Origin of the sequence: Pseudomonas sp. 44 R 15, assembly GCF_900004965.1 — a bacterium.
GTDB classification, from domain to species: domain Bacteria; phylum Pseudomonadota; class Gammaproteobacteria; order Pseudomonadales; family Pseudomonadaceae; genus Aquipseudomonas; species Aquipseudomonas orientalis_A.
In genome coordinates this window covers 42,784-64,956 of record NZ_CVTU01000091.1, presented here as the reverse complement: position 1 = coordinate 64,956, position 22,173 = coordinate 42,784, and the positions used below count along the sequence as shown (strand labels likewise).

Annotated in this window: 20 protein-coding genes; 8 read left to right on the top strand and 12 right to left on the bottom strand. The window is 62.1% G+C overall.

Features of this window, described 5'->3' with window-relative positions:
- The 4 genes from ptsP to BFP93_RS14545 all read left to right on the top strand — a co-directional run.
- A partial coding sequence (gene ptsP, locus BFP93_RS14560) for a phosphoenolpyruvate--protein phosphotransferase (RefSeq protein WP_065893652.1) occupies positions 1-1,042 on the top strand: 1,042 nt, incomplete at its 5' end.
- On the top strand, positions 1,043-1,963 hold the full coding sequence (gene pfkB / locus BFP93_RS14555; protein ID WP_065893651.1) for a 1-phosphofructokinase: 921 nt from the start codon (positions 1,043-1,045) through the stop codon (positions 1,961-1,963).
- An 11-nt stretch (positions 1,964-1,974) separates the two neighbouring features.
- Entirely contained in the window at positions 1,975-3,678 is a 1,704-nt protein-coding gene (locus BFP93_RS14550; protein ID WP_065893650.1) for a PTS fructose-like transporter subunit IIB, read from the top strand.
- Between the two features lie 192 nt (positions 3,679-3,870).
- A complete protein-coding gene (locus BFP93_RS14545; RefSeq protein ID WP_065893649.1) occupies positions 3,871-5,412 on the top strand; it encodes an alkaline phosphatase D family protein in 1,542 nt (513 codons plus the stop codon).
- A 131-nt stretch (positions 5,413-5,543) separates the two neighbouring features.
- Here BFP93_RS14545 and BFP93_RS14540 read toward each other — a convergent pair whose 3' ends face one another.
- A complete protein-coding gene (locus tag BFP93_RS14540) occupies positions 5,544-8,069 on the bottom strand; it encodes a PepSY domain-containing protein (RefSeq protein ID WP_065893648.1) in 2,526 nt (841 codons plus the stop codon).
- Position 8,070: 1 nt separating this feature from the next.
- Positions 8,071-8,268 (bottom strand): hypothetical protein, encoded by a 198-nt coding sequence (locus tag BFP93_RS14535; protein WP_065893647.1) that lies wholly within the window; start codon positions 8,266-8,268, stop codon positions 8,071-8,073.
- A gap of 70 nt (positions 8,269-8,338) precedes the next feature.
- Between BFP93_RS14535 and BFP93_RS14530 the strand changes: the two genes are divergently transcribed.
- Together BFP93_RS14530 and BFP93_RS14525 are read left to right on the top strand one after the other, a co-directional pair.
- Positions 8,339-8,605, top strand: coding sequence for a CopG family ribbon-helix-helix protein (locus BFP93_RS14530; protein WP_065893646.1), 267 nt, complete (start codon positions 8,339-8,341; stop codon positions 8,603-8,605).
- Positions 8,605-8,880, top strand: coding sequence for a type II toxin-antitoxin system RelE/ParE family toxin (locus BFP93_RS14525; RefSeq protein ID WP_065883631.1), 276 nt, complete (start codon positions 8,605-8,607; stop codon positions 8,878-8,880). Before BFP93_RS14530 ends, BFP93_RS14525 begins: the two co-directional genes overlap by 1 nt.
- A gap of 61 nt (positions 8,881-8,941) precedes the next feature.
- Here the strand turns inward: BFP93_RS14525 and BFP93_RS14520 are convergent, their stop codons facing one another.
- The 5 genes from BFP93_RS14520 to BFP93_RS14500 form a co-directional block, all read right to left on the bottom strand.
- Positions 8,942-10,105, bottom strand: a complete 1,164-nt coding sequence (locus BFP93_RS14520; protein WP_003188470.1) for a type III PLP-dependent enzyme — start codon at positions 10,103-10,105, stop codon at positions 8,942-8,944.
- Positions 10,106-10,579: 474 nt separating this feature from the next.
- A complete protein-coding gene (locus BFP93_RS14515; RefSeq protein ID WP_065893645.1) occupies positions 10,580-11,737 on the bottom strand; it encodes an osmoprotectant ABC transporter ATP-binding protein OsmV in 1,158 nt (385 codons plus the stop codon).
- Positions 11,734-12,387, bottom strand: a complete 654-nt coding sequence (locus BFP93_RS14510; protein ID WP_057726112.1) for an ABC transporter permease — start codon at positions 12,385-12,387, stop codon at positions 11,734-11,736. Before BFP93_RS14510 ends, BFP93_RS14515 begins: the two co-directional genes overlap by 4 nt.
- A 12-nt stretch (positions 12,388-12,399) precedes the next feature.
- Positions 12,400-13,293 (bottom strand): glycine betaine ABC transporter substrate-binding protein, encoded by an 894-nt coding sequence (locus BFP93_RS14505; protein ID WP_065893644.1) that lies wholly within the window; start codon positions 13,291-13,293, stop codon positions 12,400-12,402.
- Positions 13,294-13,312: 19 nt separating this feature from the next.
- Positions 13,313-14,065, bottom strand: coding sequence for an ABC transporter permease (locus BFP93_RS14500; protein ID WP_370671691.1), 753 nt, complete (start codon positions 14,063-14,065; stop codon positions 13,313-13,315).
- Between the two features lie 296 nt (positions 14,066-14,361).
- On the opposite strand from BFP93_RS14500, the gene BFP93_RS14495 reads away from it, so the two are divergent.
- Positions 14,362-15,945, top strand: a complete 1,584-nt coding sequence (locus BFP93_RS14495) for a peptide chain release factor 3 (protein WP_065883636.1) — start codon at positions 14,362-14,364, stop codon at positions 15,943-15,945.
- Positions 15,946-16,187: 242 nt separating this feature from the next.
- Complete coding sequence (locus BFP93_RS14490) at positions 16,188-16,433, top strand: hypothetical protein (RefSeq protein WP_065883640.1); 246 nt, start codon at positions 16,188-16,190, stop codon at positions 16,431-16,433.
- A 149-nt stretch (positions 16,434-16,582) separates the two neighbouring features.
- On the opposite strand, the gene BFP93_RS14485 is transcribed toward BFP93_RS14490, so the two are convergent.
- From BFP93_RS14485 to BFP93_RS14465, 5 genes are all read right to left on the bottom strand, one after another.
- Complete coding sequence (locus BFP93_RS14485) at positions 16,583-17,554, bottom strand: peptide ABC transporter ATP-binding protein (RefSeq protein WP_065893643.1); 972 nt, start codon at positions 17,552-17,554, stop codon at positions 16,583-16,585.
- Entirely contained in the window at positions 17,554-18,522 is a 969-nt protein-coding gene (locus BFP93_RS14480; protein ID WP_065883643.1) for an ABC transporter ATP-binding protein, read from the bottom strand. Before BFP93_RS14480 ends, BFP93_RS14485 begins: the two co-directional genes overlap by 1 nt.
- A 10-nt stretch (positions 18,523-18,532) precedes the next feature.
- Positions 18,533-19,444 carry an ABC transporter permease subunit gene (locus BFP93_RS14475; protein WP_065883645.1) on the bottom strand — a complete coding sequence of 304 codons (912 nt, stop codon included), beginning with the start codon at positions 19,442-19,444 and terminating at the stop codon, positions 18,533-18,535.
- Positions 19,445-19,454: 10 nt separating this feature from the next.
- Positions 19,455-20,465, bottom strand: a complete 1,011-nt coding sequence (locus BFP93_RS14470; RefSeq protein WP_003171721.1) for an ABC transporter permease subunit — start codon at positions 20,463-20,465, stop codon at positions 19,455-19,457.
- 76 nt (positions 20,466-20,541) lie between these two features.
- Entirely contained in the window at positions 20,542-22,140 is a 1,599-nt protein-coding gene (locus BFP93_RS14465) for an ABC transporter substrate-binding protein (protein WP_065893642.1), read from the bottom strand.
- Positions 22,141-22,173 lie beyond the last annotated feature (33 nt).

Genomic DNA, 22,173 nt, shown 5'->3' with positions numbered 1-22,173 from the left:
ACCCTTGTTGCTCGACGGCCAGCGCGGCCGCCTGCACGTCGACCCCGATGCGGCCACCCTGCAACGCGCGACCGTCGAGCGCGACACTCGCGAGCAACGCCTGCAAGCCGCCTCTGCGCAACGCCATGAACCGGCGCTGACCCGCGACGGCCACGCGGTGGAAGTGTTCGCCAATATCGGCGAAAGCGCCGGAGTGGCCGCGGCGGTGGAGCAGGGCGCCGAGGGCATCGGCCTGTTACGCACCGAGCTGATTTTCATGGCCCACCCGCAAGCGCCGGACGAAGCCACCCAGGAAGCCGAATACCGCCGCGTACTCGACGGTCTCGACGGGCGCCCGCTGGTGGTACGCACCCTCGATGTGGGCGGCGATAAACCGCTGCCGTACTGGCCGATTGCCGAGGAAGAAAACCCCTTCCTCGGTGTGCGCGGCATTCGTCTGACCCTGCAACGCCCGCAGATCATGGAAGCGCAACTGCGCGCGCTGTTGCGTTCGGCGGACAACCGGCCGTTGCGCATCATGTTCCCCATGGTCGGCAGCGTGGATGAATGGCGCGCGGCTCGGGACATGACCGAGCGTCTGCGCCTGGAAATCCCGGTGGCCGACCTGCAACTGGGGATCATGATCGAAGTGCCGTCGGCCGCGCTGCTGGCGCCGGTGCTCGCCCGGGAAGTCGACTTTTTCAGCGTCGGCACCAACGACCTGACCCAATACACCCTGGCCATCGACCGTGGGCACCCGACACTGTCGGCCCAGGCCGATGGCCTGCACCCGGCCGTGCTGCAACTGATCGACATCACCGTGCGTGCCGCCCATGCCCATGGCAAATGGGTCGGCGTGTGCGGTGAGCTGGCGGCGGACCCGCTGGCGGTGCCGGTGCTGATTGGCCTGGGTGTGGACGAGTTGAGCGTGTCGGCCCGCAGCATCCCCGAAGTGAAGGCGCGGGTGCGTGAATTCAGCCTGAGCCAGGCCCAGGGCCTGGCGCAACAGGCACTCGCGGTGGGCTCGCCCGCCGAAGTACGTGCTCTAGTGGAGGCCGTGTAAATGGCAAGGATTTTGACCCTGACGCTGAATCCGGCGTTGGACCTCACGGTACGCCTGGCGCGCCTGGAACCCGGTGCAGTCAACCGCAGCGAAACGCTCATCACCCATGCCGCCGGCAAGGGCGTGAACGTGGCGCAGGTGCTGGCGGACCTCGGCCACGCGGTGACCGTGGGCGGCTTTCTCGGTGAGGACAACCCGCAGGCGTTCGAAGCACTGATCGCCCACCGTGGGTTTGGCGACGCGTTCGTTCGCGTGCCGGGGGAAACCCGCAGCAATATCAAGATTGCCGAACAGGATGGCCGGGTCACCGACATCAACGCACCGGGGCCGCTGGTGAGCGAGCAGGCGCAAGCCGAACTGCTCAAGCGACTTGCGCTGATCGGCCCTGACTTCGACGCGGTGGTGGTCGCCGGCAGCTTGCCGCGTGGCGTCAGCCCGCAATGGTTTCAGGCACTGATCGAGCAATTGAAAAACCTCGGTTTGAAAGTGGCCCTGGACACCAGCGGCGAAGCCTTGCGCGCCGGGTTGAAGGCGGGCCCCTGGATGGTCAAGCCCAATACTGAAGAGCTTGCCCAGGCGCTGGATAACGCCACCGATGCCATCCGCCAGTTGCATCAACAGGGCGTGGAACATGTGGTGGTCTCGGACGGTGCTGCCGGCGTGAGCTGGTACAGCTCGGGGGCGACCCTGCAGGCCACGCCGCCCAAGGTGACGGTGGCCAGCACCGTAGGCGCCGGCGATTCGCTGCTGGCGGGCATGCTCCACGGCCTGCTGCGCGACGAAGCGCCCGAGCAGACCCTGCGCCGCGCCACGGCGATTGCCGCGATGGCGGTGACGCAGATCGGTTTCGGCATCAGCGATGACGCGCAGTTGGCGCGTCTCGAAAGCGGCGTCGATGTGCGCACGCTGACAGAACAATAAGAGGGTTTGTGATGAAGTTAGCCATTGTTACCGCCTGCCCGAACGGCATGGTCACCAGTGTGCTGTGCGCCCGCTTGCTGGACGCCGCCGCACAGCGCCAGGGCTGGAGCACCAGTGTCGAAGTGGTGGACGTGCAGCGCCCGGACAGCCAGCTGTCCCAGGCGACCCTCGATGACGCCGAGTGGGTGTTGCTGGTCAGCAGCACGCCGCTGGATATGCAGCGTTTTGTCGGCAAGCGCGTGTTCCAGAGCACGCCGGCCCAGGCGCTGGCGGATGTCGACGCGGTATTGCGTCGGGGCGCCGAGGAGGCGCAGGTGTACGTGGCGACCGAGGCACCGGCCGGGAATGCCCCGCGCATTGTCGCGATTACCGCTTGCCCGACCGGCGTTGCCCATACGTTCATGGCCGCCGAGGCCTTGCAGCAGACGGCCAAGCGCCTGGGCTATGACTTGCAGGTCGAGACCCAGGGCTCGGTCGGTGCGCGCACGCCGTTGAGTCCGCAGGCCATCGCCGACGCCGACGTGGTGCTGCTGGCGGCGGATATCGAAGTCGCCACCGAGCGCTTCGCCGGCAAGAAGATCTACCGCTGCGGCACCGGTATTGCCCTCAAGCAATCGGAAGCCACGCTCAACAAGGCGCTGGCCGAAGGCGCGGTGGAAAGCGCCGGCAGCGGCGCAGTGGCCAAGTCGGAAAAAACCGGCGTGTACAAACACCTGCTCACCGGGGTGTCGTTCATGTTGCCGATGGTGGTGGCGGGCGGTTTGTTGATCGCCTTGTCCTTTGTGTTCGGCATCCATGCCTTTGAAGAAAAAGGCACCCTGGCGGCGGCGCTGAAAACCGTCGGCGACCAGGCGTTCATGCTGATGGTGCCGTTGCTCGCCGGCTACATCGCCTACTCGATTGCCGATCGCCCCGGCCTGGCGCCGGGCATGATCGGCGGCCTGCTGGCGGGCACGCTGGGCGCCGGGTTCATTGGCGGGATCTTCGCCGGTTTCCTGGCCGGCTACAGCGTCAAGCTGATCTCCCGGGCGGTGCGCTTGCCGCAAAGCCTGGAGGCGCTCAAGCCGATCCTGATCATCCCGTTGCTCGCCAGTTTGTTCACTGGCCTGGCCATGATCTATCTGGTTGGCCCACCGGTGGCGCGCTTGCTGACCGGGCTGACGGATTTTCTCAGCACCATGGGCACCACCAACGCGGTGCTGTTGGGCATCCTGTTGGGCGGCATGATGTGTGTCGACCTGGGCGGGCCGATCAACAAGGCGGCGTACGCGTTTTCCGTCGGCCTGCTGGCGGCGTCGAGCGGGGCGCCGATGGCCGCGACCATGGCCGCCGGCATGGTGCCGCCGATTGGCATGGGCATCGCGACGTTCCTGGCCCGGCGCAAGTTCGCCCAGACTGAACGCGAAGCCGGCAAGGCCGCGATGATTCTCGGCCTGTGCTTTATCTCCGAAGGCGCGATTCCGTTTGCCGCCAAGGACCCATTGCGCGTGATCCCGGCCAGCATCGCCGGTGGCGCATTGACCGGCGCGCTGTCGATGTACTTCGGCTGCAAACTGGCCGCGCCCCACGGTGGGTTGTTCGTGTTGGTGATTCCGAATGCGATGAATCATGCGCTGCTGTATCTGCTGGCGATCGTGGCCGGCAGTGTGCTGACCGGTGTGGTGTATGCGCTGATCAAGCGGCCGGAAGCGGCGGAGCTGGCCGTCACTGCCTGACGCGGTAAAAAAATGTGGGAGGGGGCTTGCCCCCGATAGCGGTGTGTCAGCCAGCTTATTTGCAGCTGACACACTGCCATCGGGGGCAAGCCCCCTCCCACATTTGATCTTCAGTGTCTGTAAGGGCGGTGTCATATCTGCTTCATCCGGCCATGCTTAAGTGGCCCTTTTGATACTCAAGAGGGCACACGCATGAGCCACTTCGATCTCGGCCGTCGCCGCGTGATGCAAGCTGTTGGCGCGGGCCTGTTGTTGCCGGGCCTGGCGCCGGCGGTGATTGCGTCGGTCAAGGACCGCCCGCTGCTCACCGATGGTGTGCAATCAGGCGATGTGCTCGGTGACCGCGCGATGATCTGGAGCCGCAGCGACCGCCCGGCACGGATGGTGGTGGAGTGGGACACCCGCAGTGTGTTCAGCAACCCACGCCGATTCGTCTCGCCCCTGGCCGACAACCGCAGCGATTTTACCGCCCGCGTCGAACTCACCGGGTTGCCTGCCGACCAGGCGATTTTCTACCGCGTGCATTTCGAAGACGCCCAGACCGGCACCGCCAGCGAGCCGTGGTTCGGCCACCTGCGCAGCGTGCCGCAACAGCGTCGCGATATCCGTTTTGTGTGGAGTGGCGACACCGTCGGGCAAGGCTTCGGCATCAACCCGGACATCGGCGGCATGCGCATCTATGAAGCCATGCGCCTGCGTCTGCCGGACTTCTTTATCCACAGCGGCGACACCATCTACGCCGACGGCCCGGTGCCGGCGCAACTGGCCACCGAAGGTGGACGCATCTGGCGCAACATCACCACCGAAGCCAAGAGCAAAGTCGCCGAAACCCTGGATGAATATCGCGGCAATTACCGCTACAACCTGCTGGATGAAAACGTGCGGCGCTTCAATGCCGAGGTGCCGCAGATCTGGCAGTGGGACGATCACGAGGTGATCAACAACTGGTCGTCGAGTAAACAGCTGGATGAGCGCTACCAGACTCGCGACATCAACACCCTGGTCGGCCGTGCGCGCCAGGCCTGGCTGGAATATTCACCCATGCGCCGGCAAAGCGCCGACGCGGGCGGGCGGATTTATCGCAAGCTCAGTTACGGTCCGCTGCTGGATGTGTTCGTGTTGGACATGCGCAGTTATCGCGGACCGAACGACGACAACCTGGGCGGCGAAAAGCCCTTCCTCGGCCGCGAGCAACTGGACTGGCTCAAGCGCGAACTCAAGGCGTCCCAGGCGCAGTGGAAAGTGGTCGCAGCCGACATGCCTATCGGGCTGGGCGTGCCCGACGGTGAAGTCAGCCCCGGCGTGCCGCGCTGGGAAGCGATTGCCAACGGTGATCCCGGCCCGGCCCAGGGGCGTGAGCTGGAAATTGCCGAGTTGCTGGGGTTCCTGCGCGCGCACAAGGTACGTAACCATGTATGGCTGACCGCTGACGTGCACTATTGCGCGGCGCATCACTATCACCCGGACCGGGCGGCGTTCCAGGATTTCGAACCGTTCTGGGAGTTCGTCGCGGGGCCGTTGAATGCGGGGAGCTTCGGGCCCAATCCGTTGGACAAGACCTTCGGGCCCGAGGTGGTGTTCGAGAAGGCACCGCCGGCGCAGAACACCTCGCCGTTTGCCGGGTTTCAGTTTTTCGGCGAGGTGCAGATTGATGGGCAGACGGCGGAGTTGACCGTTATTTTGCGCGACTTGGATGGGCTTTCAGTGTTCGAACAGAAGCTGCAACCCGCCTGAAAACTGTAGGAGCGAGCTTGCTCGCGAAAAACGTCAACGATAACGCGTGTTTTCTGAATGAACGCGATGCCTGTGAGTTTTTCGCGAGCAAGCTCGCTCCTACAAAAAGCCTTAAGCCCCTCCCACATTGATCAGTACACATCCCGGCGGTAGCGGCCTTGTTCGATCAGGCGCTCCACCGCTTCACTGCCGAGGATGTCCACCAACGCCTGGTCCACACCCGTGGCCATGCCCTGCAAACTGCCGCATACATAAATCACCGCACCGTCGGCCAGCCATTTGCGCAGCACGTCGGCGGACTCGCGCAGGCGATCCTGCACGTAGATTTTCTCCGCCTGGTCCCGCGAGAACGCCAGGTCCAGCAGGGCGAGGTCGCCACTGGCCAGCCAGCCTTGCAGTTCTTCCCGGCACAGGTAGTCGTGGGCGATATGGCGTTCGCCGAACAGCAGCCAGTTACGCTGCCGGCCCTCGGCAATGCGCGCCTTGAGCAGGCTGCGCAGGCCGGCCAGGCCGGTGCCGTTGCCCAGCAGGATCAGCGGCACGGGCGCGTCGGGCAGATGGAAGCCGCTGTTGCGGCGCAGGCGCAGGCTGATGCTCGAGCCTACGGCGGCGTGTTCAGTCAGCCAACCGGAGCCCAGGCCCAGGCTGCCGTCCGGATGACGCTCCTGGCGCACGATCAGCTCCAGCACGCCATCGCTGGCAATCGAGGCGATCGAGTATTCGCGCATGCCCAGCGGCACCAGCGCATCCACCAGTGCCTGGGCATGCAGGCCGACCAGGTGGGTGCGGTTGTCCGGCAGTTGGCGTGTGGCCAGGGCCTGGTCCAGCGTTTGCGCCAGGCCTTCGATCAATACGCCGTCGCTGCCGGCCAGGCCCAGCCCTTCCAGGAAGTGCTCGACGGCCCGTGGGCCATTGCGCGGCAGGATTTCCACCAGGTCACCGGCCAGCCAACTGCTGGACGAGGGTGGCGTGAGGCCCAGCAGGTACACGGGGGCGCCGACGCTGTCCGGGTTGAGCAGGGTGCGTTGACTCAAGGTCCAGTGTTCAAACCGGGCCGTCTGCCACGCCGCTGCCGGCGCGTGACCGGTGAGCTGGCCGAGTTGTTGTTGCCAGGTCAGCAAGGCCTCGGTGTCGCCACTGTCGACTTCCACCGGCGCAAACAGCGGGTTGCCGCCCTGATGGGTCAGCCAGAAGTGCAGGCGCCTCGCAAAGCCGCAAAAGTGCGCGTACTGGCGGTCGCCCAGGGCCAGCACCGAGTAGTTCAAGCCTTTGAGGGACAGGTCCTGGCCGAGCACGCTGCGCTCGAAGCCACGGGCGCTGTCGGGCGCTTCGCCGTCACCGAATGTACTGACCACGAACAACGCCTGTTGCGCCTGACTGAGGTCATCGCGGCTGACGCTGCCCAGGGGCTGCACCTTCACCCCAAGCCCTGCGGCCTGCAATTGCCCGGCGGTCTGCCAGGCCAACTGTTCGGCAAAGCCGCTCTGGCTGGCAAAGCCGATCAACCAGGCCGGCGCGTCGTCGTGGCTTGCCACCAGGCCTTTGCGCGCATCACGCACCTGGCGTTTTTTGCGGCGACGGTCCAGGTACAGCAGCCAGCCGGTGATAAAGAACAAGGGCATGAGCAGCGCGCTCACGGTGAGCACAATTCGCCCGACCAGCCCGAAATAACTGCCGGTGTGCAGCGCATAAACACTGGTCAGCAACTGCGCCTTGAGGCTCTTGCTGGCGTAACGCTCATGGGCCGTGACCTCGCCGGTGGCCGGGTCGAGGTTGATCTGGTTCAGCGCGCGGTCATGGGGCGAGCTGTCGAGCAGGTAATACACGGTGGCCGGTTGCCCGGCGACGGCCGGCAGGCGGATGTTGTAGGCGCTCAAGCCAGGGCCTGCATTGCTGTAGATGCTGCTCCAGATCGCTTCATAGTTGGCCGCGGGCGCAGGGCCTGCGGGTGGCGGGCCGCGCTTGCGCATGCGCTCGTTCTGCGGCGCATCGGACAGCAGTTGGGTCACGCCACGGCTGTACCAGTCGTAGGACCAATACAGCCCGGTCAGCGCTGCCAGCAGATAAAGCAGCAGGCACCAGGTGCCGAACACCGAGTGCAAATCCCAATTGAAGCTGCGGCCCTTTTTACGCCAGTCCAGGGTCAGCCATACACGCCAGTTCCTGACCTGGCGCGGCCAGCGCAGGTACAGGCCGGAAAGGCAGAAGAACAGCAGGATCAGGGTGCAGGCGCCAGTGATGTTGCGGCCGGTGTCGCCGATGGCGAGGAAGCGGTGCAACTGCAGGATGAAGCCGAACACATCCTGGCCGACGGCGTCACCCAGGTAGTCGCCGGTATACGGATCGAAGTAACGCAACGGGCCACGCTGCTCGCCTGGCGGCGGGGTAAAGGACACGCGGGCGGCTTTGCCGCTGTGGTCTTCCACCCACAGCATGGCCACGCGCTTGCCTTCGGCGGCTTCCAGCTTGCGCACCAGCTCGGCGGGCGGCAGCACGCCGGCTTCGCGCTTCTGCACGTTCAGTACCGTGGGGTTGAGCGCGCGCAGGATTTCATCCTGGAACGAGTACGCAGCCCCGGTGATCCCCATCAAGGCCAGCACCAGCCCGGCCGTGATGCCGAAGAACCAGTGCAACTGAAACAGGGTTTTCTTCAACACGTCAAAGCGCCTCGCTTAGCTGGATATAGGTGTCACGGCGCGCATTATGCCGTGAGTTGCCGAAAAACACGCAAAAGCCCCGCGCATCTGATGCGTGGGGCTTGTTGTGCTCGATGGAGAACGTGCTGATGTCGGCGCGGGTGTTGCGCAAGTCTGGAACAAAGTCGATGAACGGCGGTGAATTGAGGTTGTTGCTCAACGTTAAATCACTATGATTAAGCTTGAATCATATTTAATCACTTGCGCGAGATATCCCGAGGAGAGTGTCCATGGGGGCCGATACCAAAGTAATGACCGCTCACATTCCCACCGCTCTTGCTCAGAAAGTCGACCAGATGGCCGCACGGATGGATCGCTCACGTGGATGGGTGGTCAAGCAAGCTCTCGTCGATTGGGTCGATCAAGAAGAAGAGCGCAGTCGCTTGACGCTTGAAGCGATGGCGGATGTCGATGCGGGGCGTGTGATTGATCACCAGGCAGTGCAGGCCTGGGCTGATAGCCTGGACACCGACTCGCCGCTGCCGGTTCCGCGCTGATGGAGCTGAAGTGGACAAGTAAAGCCTTATCCGACTTGGCTCGATTGTACGACTTCCTCTCTGTGGTGAACCGCCAAGCGGCCGCCCGCACCGTGCAGGCACTCTCCCGGGCGCCGGACACATTGCTCAGTAATCCGCGTATCGGGGAAAGAATTGAAGAGTTTTCGCCGCGCGACGTAAGAAGACTTTTGGTTGGCCGTTACGAAATGCGCTACGAAATTCAACAGTCGACACTCTATGTTTTACGGTTATGGCACGTTCGCGAGGACCGCTGAAACCCCTGAGCACGCACAAAAAAGCCCATGAAACGTCATGGGCTTTTTAGTTGCAGCCGTCTTACACGTAAAACGATTTCAACGGCGGAAACCCATTGAATTCAACCGCGCTGTAGCTGGTGGTGTAGGCGCCGGTCGACAGCCAGTACAAGCGATCGCCAATCGCCAGGTTCAGCGGCAGGCCGTACTTGTAGTTTTCGTACATGATGTCGGCGCTGTCGCAGGTGGGGCCGGCGATGACCACTTCTTCCATCTCGCCTTTCTTCTCGGTCCAGATCGGGAACTTGATGGCTTCGTCCATGGTTTCGATCAGGCCGGAGAACTTGCCCACATCCGTGTAAACCCAACGTTCGACGGCGGTACGCGATTTGCGCGCTACCAGCACCACTTCGCTGACCAGGATACCGGCGTTGGCGATCAACGAACGGCCCGGTTCCAGGATGATTTCCGGCAGGTCGTCACCGAAGTCTTCCTTGAGGAAGCGGATGATTTCTTCAGCGTAGGTTTCCAGGCTGTTGGTGCGGGTGATGTAGTTGGCCGGGAAGCCACCGCCCATGTTGATCAACTTCAATTCGATGCCGTCTTCTTCCTTCAGGCGTTCGAAGATCACTTTGACCTTGGCGATCGCCGCGTCCCACACGCTGATGTCGCGCTGCTGGGAACCGACGTGGAACGAGATGCCGTACGGCACCAGGCCCAGGTCACGGGCGAGGATCAGCAGGTCCATGGCCATGTCGGTCTGGCAGCCGAACTTGCGCGACAAAGGCCAGTCGGCCGTGGTCGAGCCTTCGGTGAGGATGCGCACATACACTTTCGAACCCGGCGCAGCCTTGGCGATGTTGCGCAGGTCGGCTTCGGAGTCGGTGGAGAACAGGCGCACGCCCTTCTCGTAGAAGTAGCGGATGTCCTTGGATTTCTTGATGGTGTTGCCGTAGCTGATACGGTCGGCGCTGACGCCACGGTCCATGACCTTGTCCAGCTCGTAGATCGAGGCGATGTCGAAGCTCGAACCCTTGTCTTTCAACAGGTCGATGATCTCGACGGCCGGGTTGGCCTTGACCGCGTAATACACCTTGGCGAATTCGAAACCGGCGCGCAGGTCATCGTAGGCCTGGCTGATCATCGCGGTGTCGATCACCACGAACGGGGTTTCCTGTTTGTCGGCGAACGCCTTCATTTTGTCAAAGGTGGCGCGCGCGAAATAATCTTCGACGTTGATCGACATGCTGGGAACTCCTAAGGGCAAACTGTATTAATCAATGGGTGCAAATGAACGTCCTCCGTATCCCCACTTTGGTTCGCCTACTTCCCAAGGCATGTCGCCGAAAGCAAAAAGGCCATGGGATACGCGTCCCTTGGCCTTGCTGTCTCGTCGTCAGTACTTGAGCCGGATGGATCGTTTCCAGCATGGACGTTCGGCGCGAACTTTAGGGCTTGATGGGCGTGGGATCAACTAAAAATGTCGCGTTTTTGCACGCGTTCGTCGCGCGACCCCGTGCAGCTACTTATGTAACCGACCGGTGTGACGGATTGATGTTCCCCGGATGGGGCAAATCGACTGTATTTCACTGACACCCTGGGGGGCAAATGTGGGAGGGGGCTTGCCCCCGATGGCGGTGGGTCAGTTAAACAGTTATCAACTGACCCACCCTCATCGGGGGCAAGCCCCCTCCCACATTTTGACCTGTGTCGCGTCAGGTCAGGCCATGGCTGTCTCGGCCGGCGAGACGATACTGGTCTTGCCGCCACGGGACTTGCCGGAACTCAGGTACTCGGCAATCGACTCCTGGGTCACCTCGCCCAGGAACACCCGCTCGGCATCCATCACCGGCAACCATGAACGGTTGAACTCGTACATGCGCGAGAGCAGGATGCGCAAATGCTCGTCATACGCCGCCGTGGCGTTGAACTCGCGCAGGTATTGGCCGCAGGTACCGGTCTGACGGTGCAGGTCGCGACGGCGTACATAGCCCAGCGCCTTGTTCTCGGCGCAGGTGACCACCACATAGCGGCGGTCGTGCTCGTCCATCAGTTCCAGCGCATCGGCCACCGGGGTTTCCGGGCTCACCGACGGCGCGTTGTCCGCCGCGTCTTCGGCCTTGACCAGCAACAGGCGCTTGAGGGTACTGTCCTGGCCGACGAAGTTGCTGACGAACTCGTCCGCCGGGTGCGCCAGCAGCGTATCGGGATGGTCGATCTGCAGCAGCTTGCCGGCCCGGAAGATCGCAATCTTGTCGCCCAGCTTGATGGCCTCGTCGATGTCGTGGCTGACCATGATCACGGTCTTGTTCAGCGCACGCTGCATTTCGAAGAACTCGTTCTGGATCATCTCGCGGTTGATCGGGTCGACCGCGCCGAACGGTTCATCCATCAGCAGCAACGGCGCATCGGCCGCCAGGGCTCGAATCACGCCGATGCGCTGCTGCTGGCCACCCGACAATTCACGCGGGTAGCGGTGCAGGTACTGCTTGGGTTCGAGCTTGATCATGCTCATCAGTTCGCGGGCGCGGTCGTGGCATTTCTGCTTGTCCCAGCCGAGCAGCTTGGGCACCACCACGATATTTTCTTCGATGGTCATGTTCGGGAACAGGCCGATCTGCTGGATCACATAGCCGATATTGCGACGCAGGGTCACTTCGTCCAGGTCGGTGGTGTCTTCGCCGTTGATCAGGATCTTGCCCGAAGAAGGCTTGATCAGACGGTTGATCATCTTCAGCGTCGTACTCTTGCCGCAGCCCGACGGGCCGAGGAATACGCAAATTTCGCCTTCGTTGACGGTCAGGCTTACATCGTTGACGGCGGTGACAGTCTTGCCGTTGCTTTGAAAAGTCTTGGACAGGTTTTGAAGTTCGATCATTTGAGCAATCCTTTTGGAGTCAGCGAGCGTTGCAGCCATTGCAGAAGCAGGTCGGCGAAGATGGCCAGGAGACTGACCAGCACGGCGCCGACAATCAGCATCGACATGTCGCTGCGGCTGATGGAAGCCAGAATAAGTACACCCAGGCCACCGGCGCCGATGGTGGCGGCGATGGTCATCACGCCGATGTTCATCACCACGGCGGTGCGCACACCGGCGAGGATCACCGGCACGGCAATCGGCAGTTCGACCATGCGCAGGCGCTGGCCGAAGGTCATGCCGATGCCTTTGGCGGCCTCGCGGATGCCCGGCTCGACACCGGTGAGCGCCAGGTAGGTGTTACGCATGATCGGCAACAGGGAGTAGAGGAACACGGCGGTGATCGCCGGCATCGGCCCCAGGCCCTGGCCGAACTTGGAGTAGAACGGCAGCAGCAGGCCGAACAGGGCGATGGAGGGCACCGTGAGCAATACCGTGGCGCTGGCTTGCAAGGGGCCCGCGAGGGTCGGGTAGCGGGTCATCAGCACGCCCAGGGGCACACCGACGACAATCGCGAGAATCACAGCGATACCGACCAGGGTGATGTGCTGCCAGGTCAGGTGCAGGACCTGGGCCCAATCAAGATGGGAAAAGGCGTTCAAAAATTCCATGTCTTCTCCTCGTTAGTTGATTGGATGTTGGCGCAGGAAATCGGCGGCAACGGCGGACGGGCTTTCATGGTCGACGTCGACTCGCGCATTGAGCTGGCGCATGGTTTGGTCGTCGAACAGCGTGGCCAAAGGCTTGAGCTCGGCGGCCAGTTGCGGGTGCTTGTCGAGGTAGTCCTGGCGGATCACCGGGGCGGCGGTGTAGTCCGGGAAGTAGTGCTTGTCGTCCTCGAGCAGCTTCAACTTGAACGCGTTCAGGCGACCGTCGGTGGTGTAGACCAGGCCGGCAAACACTTGGCCATTACGCAACGCGGTGTAGACCAGGCCTGCGTCCATCTGCCGAGTGTTCTTGCGCGTCAGGTTCATGTCGTACAGCTTGACCATGCCTGCCAGGCCGTCGGAGCGGTTGGCGAACTCGGTGTCCAGGGCGACCAGGCGGTGATCCTTGGCGTCTTCGGCCATGGCTTTGGTGAGATCGCTGATGCTGTTGATCTCGGGGTGTTCCTGAGCCACTTTCTCGGGCAACGCCAGGGCGTAGGTGTTGCTGAAGCGCGACGGCGACAGCCAGACCAGGCCCTTTTTCGCGTCGAGTTCCTTTACCCGCGCGTAGGACTGTTCGCTGTCGAGCTTCTCGTCGATATGGTTGTAGGCCACCAGCGACACGCCGGTGTATTCCCAGATCAGATCCAGTTGCCCGCTTTCCTGGGCGCTTCTCGCCAGGTTGCTGCCCAGGCCGCCGGTCACGCGGGCGTCGTAGCCCTTGCTGCGCAGGTACTGGGAAGTGATTTCGGCCAGCAGGGTCTGTTCGGTGAACACCCGGGCGCCGATGCGAATCACCGGTTTTTCAGCGGCTTGCGCAATACCTGCAAGCAGCAGGAAGCAGCCTAATATCAAGCTTAGTTTTTTCATCTCGATTCCTTACCTGGCGTTAAGACGGGCGCAGCCCGCGTTCCAGCCAGAGGCGGCTGGCCATGGTCACCAGGCCATCAAGCAGCAATGCGAGCAGCGCGGTGCAGGCGGCGCCGAGCAGCAGTTGCGGCTGGTTGTTCAGGGCGATGCCCGGGAAGATCAGGCTGCCCAGGCTGTTGGCACCGATCAGGAACGCCAGTGGCGCGGTGCCGACGTTGATCGCCAGGGCCACCCGCACGCCACCGATGATGATCGGCACGGCGTTGGGCAATTCCACGCGAAACAGCACCTGGCGCGGGGTCATGCCGATGCCGGTGGCGGCTTCCTTGAGTGAGCCCTGCACATTTTTCAGGCCTTCGTAGGTGTTGCGCACGATGGGCAGGAGAGAGGCGAGAAACAACGCGAAGATGGCCGGGCCGCTGCCGATGCCGAGGACGCCGAGGGCGATGGCCAGTACGGCCAGGGGAGGGACGGTGTTGCCGATGTTGAAAATCTGCATGAAGCGTTCTGCGCGCCCGACCATGTTCGGTCGACTGAGCAGGATACCGGCGGGTATCCCCACAATCAGGGCGGCCAGCATGGAGACCAGGACGAGAATCAAATGAGCTTGCAGGTAAAACAATAAATCGTCGCGGTACAGTTCGATCGTGTTGATGCCGATCCAGTGGACCAGCAGGGCCAGGAGCGCGACGACAACCGCTGCTCCCATAAGCCCTTTGCCATAGCGAATAGCCACAGGCGGACTCCTTTTTTCTTCTGTCGACGAACACATTCCCGCGTGGCAAGCCATTGCTGGCTGTCAGCGAAATGTGATCGCGAAATGCAGCTCGCCAATGCCGTCAAAAGCGGCATGAGTTCGAGCCATAAGCGCAGCCTCGTCAGGCTAACTTGCTGATTTTCCAGCCCCTGTTCCGAGTGCGTAAGCAGGGGAGTGGACGTCTCTACCTTTTAAAAGGTTCCACACTTGGGAGCATTTAGCCACCCCCAATGGGCTCAACGGTGGTCCGTACCCTCGCGTTTGCGCTATACTCGCCGCCCTTTTTTGACTCACCTGCCAGGCGATTTCCCATGACCCACCAGGCCGCCGAAGTCGCGAAACGCCGCACTTTCGCCATTATTTCCCACCCCGATGCCGGTAAAACCACCATCACCGAAAAGCTGCTGCTGATGGGCAAGGCAATCGCGGTGGCCGGCACGGTGAAATCGCGTAAATCCGACCGCCATGCGACATCCGACTGGATGGAAATGGAAAAGCAACGGGGTATTTCCATTACCACGTCGGTCATGCAGTTCCCGTATCGCGACCATATGGTCAACCTGCTCGACACCCCGGGCCACGAAGACTTCTCCGAAGACACCTACCGCACCCTTACTGCGGTGGACTCGGCATTGATGGTCCTCGACGGCGGTAAGGGCGTCGAGCCTCGCACCATTGCGCTGATGGACGTTTGCCGTCTGCGCGACACACCGATTGTCAGCTTCATCAACAAACTCGACCGCGATATCCGCGATCCCATCGAGCTGCTGGATGAAATCGAAGCCGTGCTGAAGATCAAGGCCGCGCCGATCACCTGGCCGATTGGTTGCTACCGCGATTTCAAGGGCGTGTATCACCTGGCCGATGACTACATCATCGTCTACACCGCCGGCCATGGGCATGAGCGCACCGATGTGAAAATCATCGAAAAGCTCGACTCCGACGAAGCCCGCGCCCACCTGGGCGATGAGTACGACCGTTTTGTCGACCAGCTGGAACTGGTGCAGGGCGCCTGCCATGAGTTCAACCAGCAGGAATTCCTCGACGGTCAGTTGACCCCGGTGTTCTTCGGCACTGCCCTTGGCAACTTCGGTGTCGACCACGTGCTCGACGCCGTGGTGAATTGGGCACCCAAGCCTCTGGCCCGGGTCGCCAACGAGCGCACGGTGGAACCGGTCGAAGAGAAATTCACCGGCTTCGTGTTCAAGATCCAGGCGAACATGGACCCCAAGCACCGCGACCGTATCGCCTTCATGCGTATCTGCTCCGGCCGCTACGAAAAGGGTATGAAGATGCGCCACGTGCGCACCGGCAAGGACGTACGCATCGGCGACGCGCTGACGTTCTTCTCCTCCGAGCGTGAACAGCTCGAAGAAGCCTACGCCGGCGACATCATCGGCCTGCACAACCACGGCACCATCCAGATCGGCGACACCTTCACCGAAGGCGAAGCGCTGGGCTTCACCGGTATCCCGCACTTCGCACCGGAACTGTTCCGCCGCGTACGCCTGCGCGACCCGCTGAAATCCAAGCAACTGCGCCAGGGCTTGCAGCAATTGGCTGAAGAAGGCGCCACCCAGGTGTTCTTCCCCGAGCGCAGCAACGACATCATCCTTGGTGCCGTCGGTGTGCTGCAGTTCGATGTGGTCGCCAGCCGCTTGAAAGAGGAATACAAGGTGGAATGCTCCTACGAGCCGATCACCGTGTATTCGGCGCGCTGGATCGAGTGCAGCGATAAGAAAAAACTGGAAGAGTTCTCCAACAAGGCCGTGGAAAACCTGGCGGTGGATGGCGGTGGTCACCTGACCTACCTGGCCCCGACGCGGGTCAACCTGGCGCTGATGGAAGAGCGTTGGCCGGATGTGAAATTCAGGGCAACCCGCGAACACCATTAAGGTCTGAGCGATACACAGAAGGGCGAAGCTGTCATGGCTTCGCCCTTTTTTTGGCTGTGAAATACAATCAAATGTGGGAGGGGGCTTGCCCCCGATGGCGGTTTATCAGTGACATGTAATGTCCTGACCCACTGCTATCGGGGGCAAGCCCCCTCCCACATTTTGCCCTCTATAAGGCTGGAGATTGGCGAGAACCCTGCATCGGGTCTAGCGTTCACACATTGACTGCGAAGGAGACCTCCGTGCGAAATGTTCGATACGCTATTTGTCTGATGCTACTGGCAGGCCCGGGGCTGACGACGCTCCCGGCACTGGCCGTCGATGGCACGCCCCAATGGAAGGACACCGGCCCTGTCACCAAGAGAAAGGCCAACGAGGTCAATTCCGGCAGCTGGAAACCGCAGCCCCAGCCCACAGACGTTAAAGATCCGGAAAACCCGATCAACGAAGGCGAAGACAGTGTGACCTTTGATGACGGCGAAACCTGAGACGCGGCGCCAACCCAAAAAGAAGCCCCTCCCGCCAGGCTGATGCGCAACCTGACGGGAAGGGCTGTAGAACTCACTGACGCCGCATCACTGATCGTTCCCACGCTCCGCGTGGGAATGCCGCCTGGGACGCTCTGCGTCCCGATCGCTCAGGCGACGAACTGCTCCGCATAGTGGCAAGCCACCTGGCGATTATCCAACGGCCGCAACAGCGGCTCCTCTGTGCTGCAGCGCGCTGTCGCATACGGGCAGCGCTTGTGGAACGCGCAGCCAGGCGGTGGGTTCAGCGGATTGGGCAGTTCGCCGACGATCTTGATTTTCGGCTTGCTCGGGTCCGGGTGAATGGTCGGGGTGGCCGACAGCAGCGCCTGGGTGTACGGGTGCAGCGGACGGGCGTAGATGTCTTCCTTGGGGCCCACTTCCACCGGGCGGCCGAGGTACATCACCATCACGTCGTCGGCGACGTGTTGCACCACCGCCAGGTTGTGGGAGATGAACACGTAGGCGGTGTTGAATTCCTGCTGCAAATCCATGAACAGGTTGAGCACCTGGGCCTGGATCGACACGTCCAGCGCCGAGGTCGGCTCATCCGCCACCAGCACTTTGGGTTGCAGCATCATCGCCCGGGCCAGGGCGATACGCTGGCGCTGGCCACCGGAGAACATGTGCGGGTAGCGCTGATAATGCTCGGGACGCAGGCCCACTTGCTTCATCATCGCCTGCACTTTTTCGCGGCGTTCGGCGGCGGACAGGTTGGTGTTGATCAGCAGCGGCTCACCGAGCTGATCGCCGACCTTCTGGCGTGGGTTCAAAGAAGCGTACGGGCTCTGGAACACCATCTGCACGTCTTTGCGCAACTGCTTGCGCTGGGCCTTGTCGGCACCGGCGACTTCCTGGCCGGCGATTTTAAGCGAGCCCGAAGACGGCTCCTCGATCAGCGTGAGGGCGCGGGCCAGGGTGGACTTGCCGCAACCCGACTCGCCTACCACGGCAAGGGTCTTGCCGGCTTCGAGTTCGAAGGACACACCATTAAGGGCGCGCACCGTGGCGTGGCCCTTGAACAGGCCACGGGACACTTCGTAGTGACGGGTCAGGTCGCGGGCGGTAAGAACGACGGCCATTACGCCACCTCCTGGTTCAAGGGGTAGAAGCAGCGTGCAAGGCTGTTGGTTTTCGGATCAAGGCTCGGGCGCTGGGTGCGGCAGTTTTCCTGCACGTACGGGCAACGCGGCGACAGCAGGCAACCCTGCGGGCGGTCATAGCGGCCCGGCACGATGCCGGGCAGCGTGGCCAGCCGCGTGGCGCCCAGGCTGTGTTCCGGAATCGCCTTGAGCAGCGCTTCGCTGTACGGGTGCGCCGGGATGTCGAACAGTTGCGGCACCTGGCCGACTTCCACGGCCTGGCCTGCGTACATCACGCACACGCGCTGGGCGGTTTCAGCCACGACCGCGAGGTCGTGGGTGATCAGCACCAGGCCCATGTTCTGTTCTTTCTGCAGGGCCAGCAGCAGGTCCATGATCTGCGCCTGGATGGTTACGTCCAAGGCGGTGGTCGGTTCGTCGGCGATCAGCAGTTTCGGCTCGCCGGCAATCGCCATGGCGATTGCCACGCGCTGGCTCATACCGCCGGACAGTTGGTGCGGGTAGGCATCCATACGGCTGGCGGCGCCCGGGATTTCAACTTTTTCCAGCAGTTCGATGGCCCGCTTGCGCGCTTGCCGGCCGGACATTTTCAGGTGCAGGCGCAGCACTTCTTCAATCTGGAAACCCACGGTGTAGCTGGGGTTCAGCGCGGTCATCGGGTCCTGGAACACCATCGCCAGGTCTTTGCCGACGATCTGGCGGCGCTGGCGGTTGCTCAGCTTGAGCATGTCCTTGCCGTCGAAGTTCAGCGCGTCGGCGGTGACGATACCGGGATGCTCGATCAGGCCCATCAGCGCCATCATGGTCACGGATTTACCCGAGCCCGACTCGCCAACGATTGCCAGGACTTCGCCCTTGTCGACGGTAATGTCGAGGCCATCGACCACCGGTACGGCGGTCTTGTCGCCGAAGCGCACGTTGAGATTCTTGATTTCTAACAGTGACATGGGAATCTCCTCAGGCGGCGTTCTTGAGTTTCGGGTCCAGCGCGTCGCGCAGGCCGTCACCCATCAAGTTGATTGCCAGCACGCTGAGCAAAATGGTCAAGCCAGGCAAGCTCACTACCCACCAGGCGCGTTCGATGTAGTCACGGGCCGAAGCCAGCATGGTGCCCCACTCAGGCGTTGGCGGTTGTACGCCAAGGCCCAGGAAGCCCAGGGCCGCGGCATCGAGAATCGCCGAGGAAAAGCTCAGGGTCGCCTGTACGATCAGCGGCGCCATGCAGTTGGGCAGCACGGTGACGAACATCAGGCGTGGCAGGCCGGCACCGGCCAGGCGCGCCGCCGTCACGTAGTCGCGGTTCAGCTCGCCCATCACCGCAGCGCGGGTCAGGCGCACGTAGGACGGCAGCGACACGATGGCGATCGCGATCACGGTGTTGATCAGGCCAGGGCCGAGGATGGCGACAATCGCCACCGCCAGCAGCAGCGAGGGCAGGGCCAGCATGATGTCCATCAAACGCATGATGGTCGGGCCGAGCAGACGCGGGAAGAACCCGGCGAACAGGCCCAGCAGGATGCCCGGGATCAGCGACATCACCACCGACGACAAGCCGATCAGCAGCGACAGGCGCGAACCCTGGATCAGGCGCGAGAGCAGGTCGCGGCCCAGTTCGTCGGTGCCGAGCAGAAACTGCATCTGCCCGCCTTCCAGCCACGCAGGCGGAGTGAGCAGGAAGTCGCGGTATTGCTCGCTCGGGTTATGCGGTGCAACCCAGGGTGCGAAGATCGCGCAGAACACGATCAGCAGCATGAACAGCAGGCCGGCAACCGCACCTTTGTTCTTGGAGAAGGCTTGCCAGAATTCTTTGTACGGGGACGGGTACAGCAGGCTCTGATCGACTGCTGACACTGGAGTAGAGGTAGTCATGGTCATGATCTCAGCGCTGGTGACGGATGCGTGGGTTGGCGAAGCCGTAGAGGATATCCACCACGAAGTTCACCAGGATCACCAGGCAGGCGATCAGCAGAATGCCGTTCTGCACCACCGGGTAGTCCCGCGCGCCAATGGCTTCGATCAGCCATTTGCCGATGCCGGGCCACGAGAAGATGGTTTCGGTCAGTACCGCACCGGCCAGCAGCGTGCCGACTTGCAGGCCGACCACGGTGAGCACCGGGATCAGTGCGTTGCGCAGGCCGTGCACGAACACTACGCGCGCCGGCGACAGGCCCTTGGCCTTGGCGGTGCGGATGTAGTCTTCACGCAGCACTTCGAGCATCGACGAGCGGGTCATGCGCGCGATTACCGCCAGCGGGATGGTGCCCAGCACGATGGCCGGCAGGATCAAGTGGTGCAAGGCGTCCCAGAACGCGTCCGGCTCGTCGGCCAGCAGCGTGTCGATGAGCATGAAGCCGGTGCGCGGCTCGATGTCGTAGAGCAGGTCGATACGCCCGGAAACCGGGGTCCAGCCCAGGCTTACCGAGAAGAACATGATCAGGATCAGGCCCCACCAGAAGATCGGCATCGAGTAGCCCGCCAGGGAGATGCCCATCACCCCGTGGTCGAACAGCGATCCTCGCTTGAGTGCCGCGATCACCCCGGCCAGCAGGCCCAGGATACCGGCGAACAACAGGGCGGCCATGGACAGTTCCAGGGTCGCCGGAAAGAGTGCGGTGAACTCGGTCCACACGCTGGTGCGGGTGCGCAGGGATTCGCCAAGGTCGCCCTGGGCAAGTTTGCCCACATAGTCCAGGTATTGCGCATACAACGGCTTGTTCAAGCCAAGGCGTTCCATTGCCTGGGCATGCATTTCGGGGTCAACCCGACGCTCGCCCATCATGACTTCTACGGGGTCGCCTGGAATCATGCGAATCAACGCAAAGGTCAGCAACGTGATGCCGAAGAACGTGGGGATCAATAACCCCAGTCGGCGGGCAATAAAACTAAACATCTTGGTGTATACCTCAATCAGCCGGTTAGGCAGGTTCGGCGCCGTCAGGGTCGACGGCGCCGAGCGTTTTTCTTATTTACTTCACCTGGGTGGTGGCGAAGTTATTTGTACCCAGAGGGCTTTGGGTGAAGCCTTCTACGTTCTTGCGCATGGCGGTGAACAGTTTCGGATAAGCCATGGGAAGCCATGGCTGGTCCTTCTCGAAAACATCCTGTGCTTGTTCATAGAGCGCAGCCCGTGAGGCCGGTTCCTTTTCTGCACGGGCCTTGTCGATCAAGTCCTGAAACTCTTTGTTACACCAGCGTGCGTAGTTTTCGCCGTTTTTCGCCGCATCGCAACTCAGGTTGGGTGTGAGGAAGTTGTCCGGGTCGCCGTTATCGCCGACCCAGCCAGCCGAAACCATGTCGTGCTCGCCGTTTTTAGCGCGCTTGAGCATTTCGCCCCATTCCATGACTTTGATATTGACCTTCAGGCCAACCTGCGCCAGATCCGCCTGCATGCGCTGGGCGCCGAGCATTGGATTGGGGTTGGTCGGGCCGCCGCCGTTGCGGGTGAACAGGGTGAATTCGGTGCCTTCCGGTACGCCGGCTTCCTTGAGCAGGGCGCGGGCCTTGTCCAGGTCACGCGGCGGGTTTTTCAGTTTGTCGTTGAAACCCAGCAAGGTCGGCGGATAAGGGCCGGTGCCGACCACCGCATTGCCTTTGCCGAACAGGGCTTCGGTGTAGCCTGCCTTGTCGAACGCGATGTTGATCGCGTGGCGTACCCGGGCATCGCTCATGTATTTGTGGGTGGTGTTCATCGCGGTGTAACTGGTGGTCATCGCCGCCAGTTCGTCGACTTTCAGGTTCGGGTCTTTCTTGATGCTTGGAATGTCATCCGGCTTGGGGAACAACGCGATCTGACATTCATTGGCCTTGAGCTTCTGCAGGCGCACGTTGTTATCGGTGCTGATCGCCAGGATCAACGGATCAACTGCCGGTTTGCCGCGAAAGTACTCAGGGTTGGCCTTGAAGCGCGCCTGGGCATCTTTTTGATAACGGATGAAGATGAACGGGCCAGTGCCGATGGGCTTGGCGTTGAGGTCATCGGTCTTGCCGGACTTGAGCAACTGGTCGGCGTATTCCTTGGAGTGGATTGAAGAGAATGCCATGCCCAGGTCGGCCAGGAACGGTGCTTCAGGACGGGTCAGGGTAAAAACGACGGTGTGATCATCGGTCTTCTCTACGCTCTTGAGCAGTTCCTTGAAGCCCATGCTTTCGAAGTACGGGTAGCCTACGAGCGACTTGTTATGCCACGGGTGATTCGGGTCCAGCTGGCGCTGGAAGCTCCAAAGCACGTCGTCGGCGTTCAGGTTGCGCGTGGGTTTGAAATAGTCGGTGGTGTGGAACTTGATATCGTCACGCAGGTGGAACGTGTAGGTCAGGCCATCGGCGCTGATTTCCGGCAGGTCCTTGGCCAGGGCCGGGACCACTTCAGTGGTGCCGGGCTTGAAGTCCACCAGGCGGTTGAACATGGTTTCGGCTGCGGCGTCAGCGGTCACGGCGGTGGTGTACAGGACCGGGTCAAAACCTTCCGGGCTGGCTTCGGTGCAGACCACCAGCGGTTTGGCCGAAACGCCGATCGCCACGCTCAACAGCGCAGCGGCCATGGCAGCTTGTAACGGGAGCATTTTCATTCAGAGCCCTCTGCAATCGATGGAGCCAGAAAC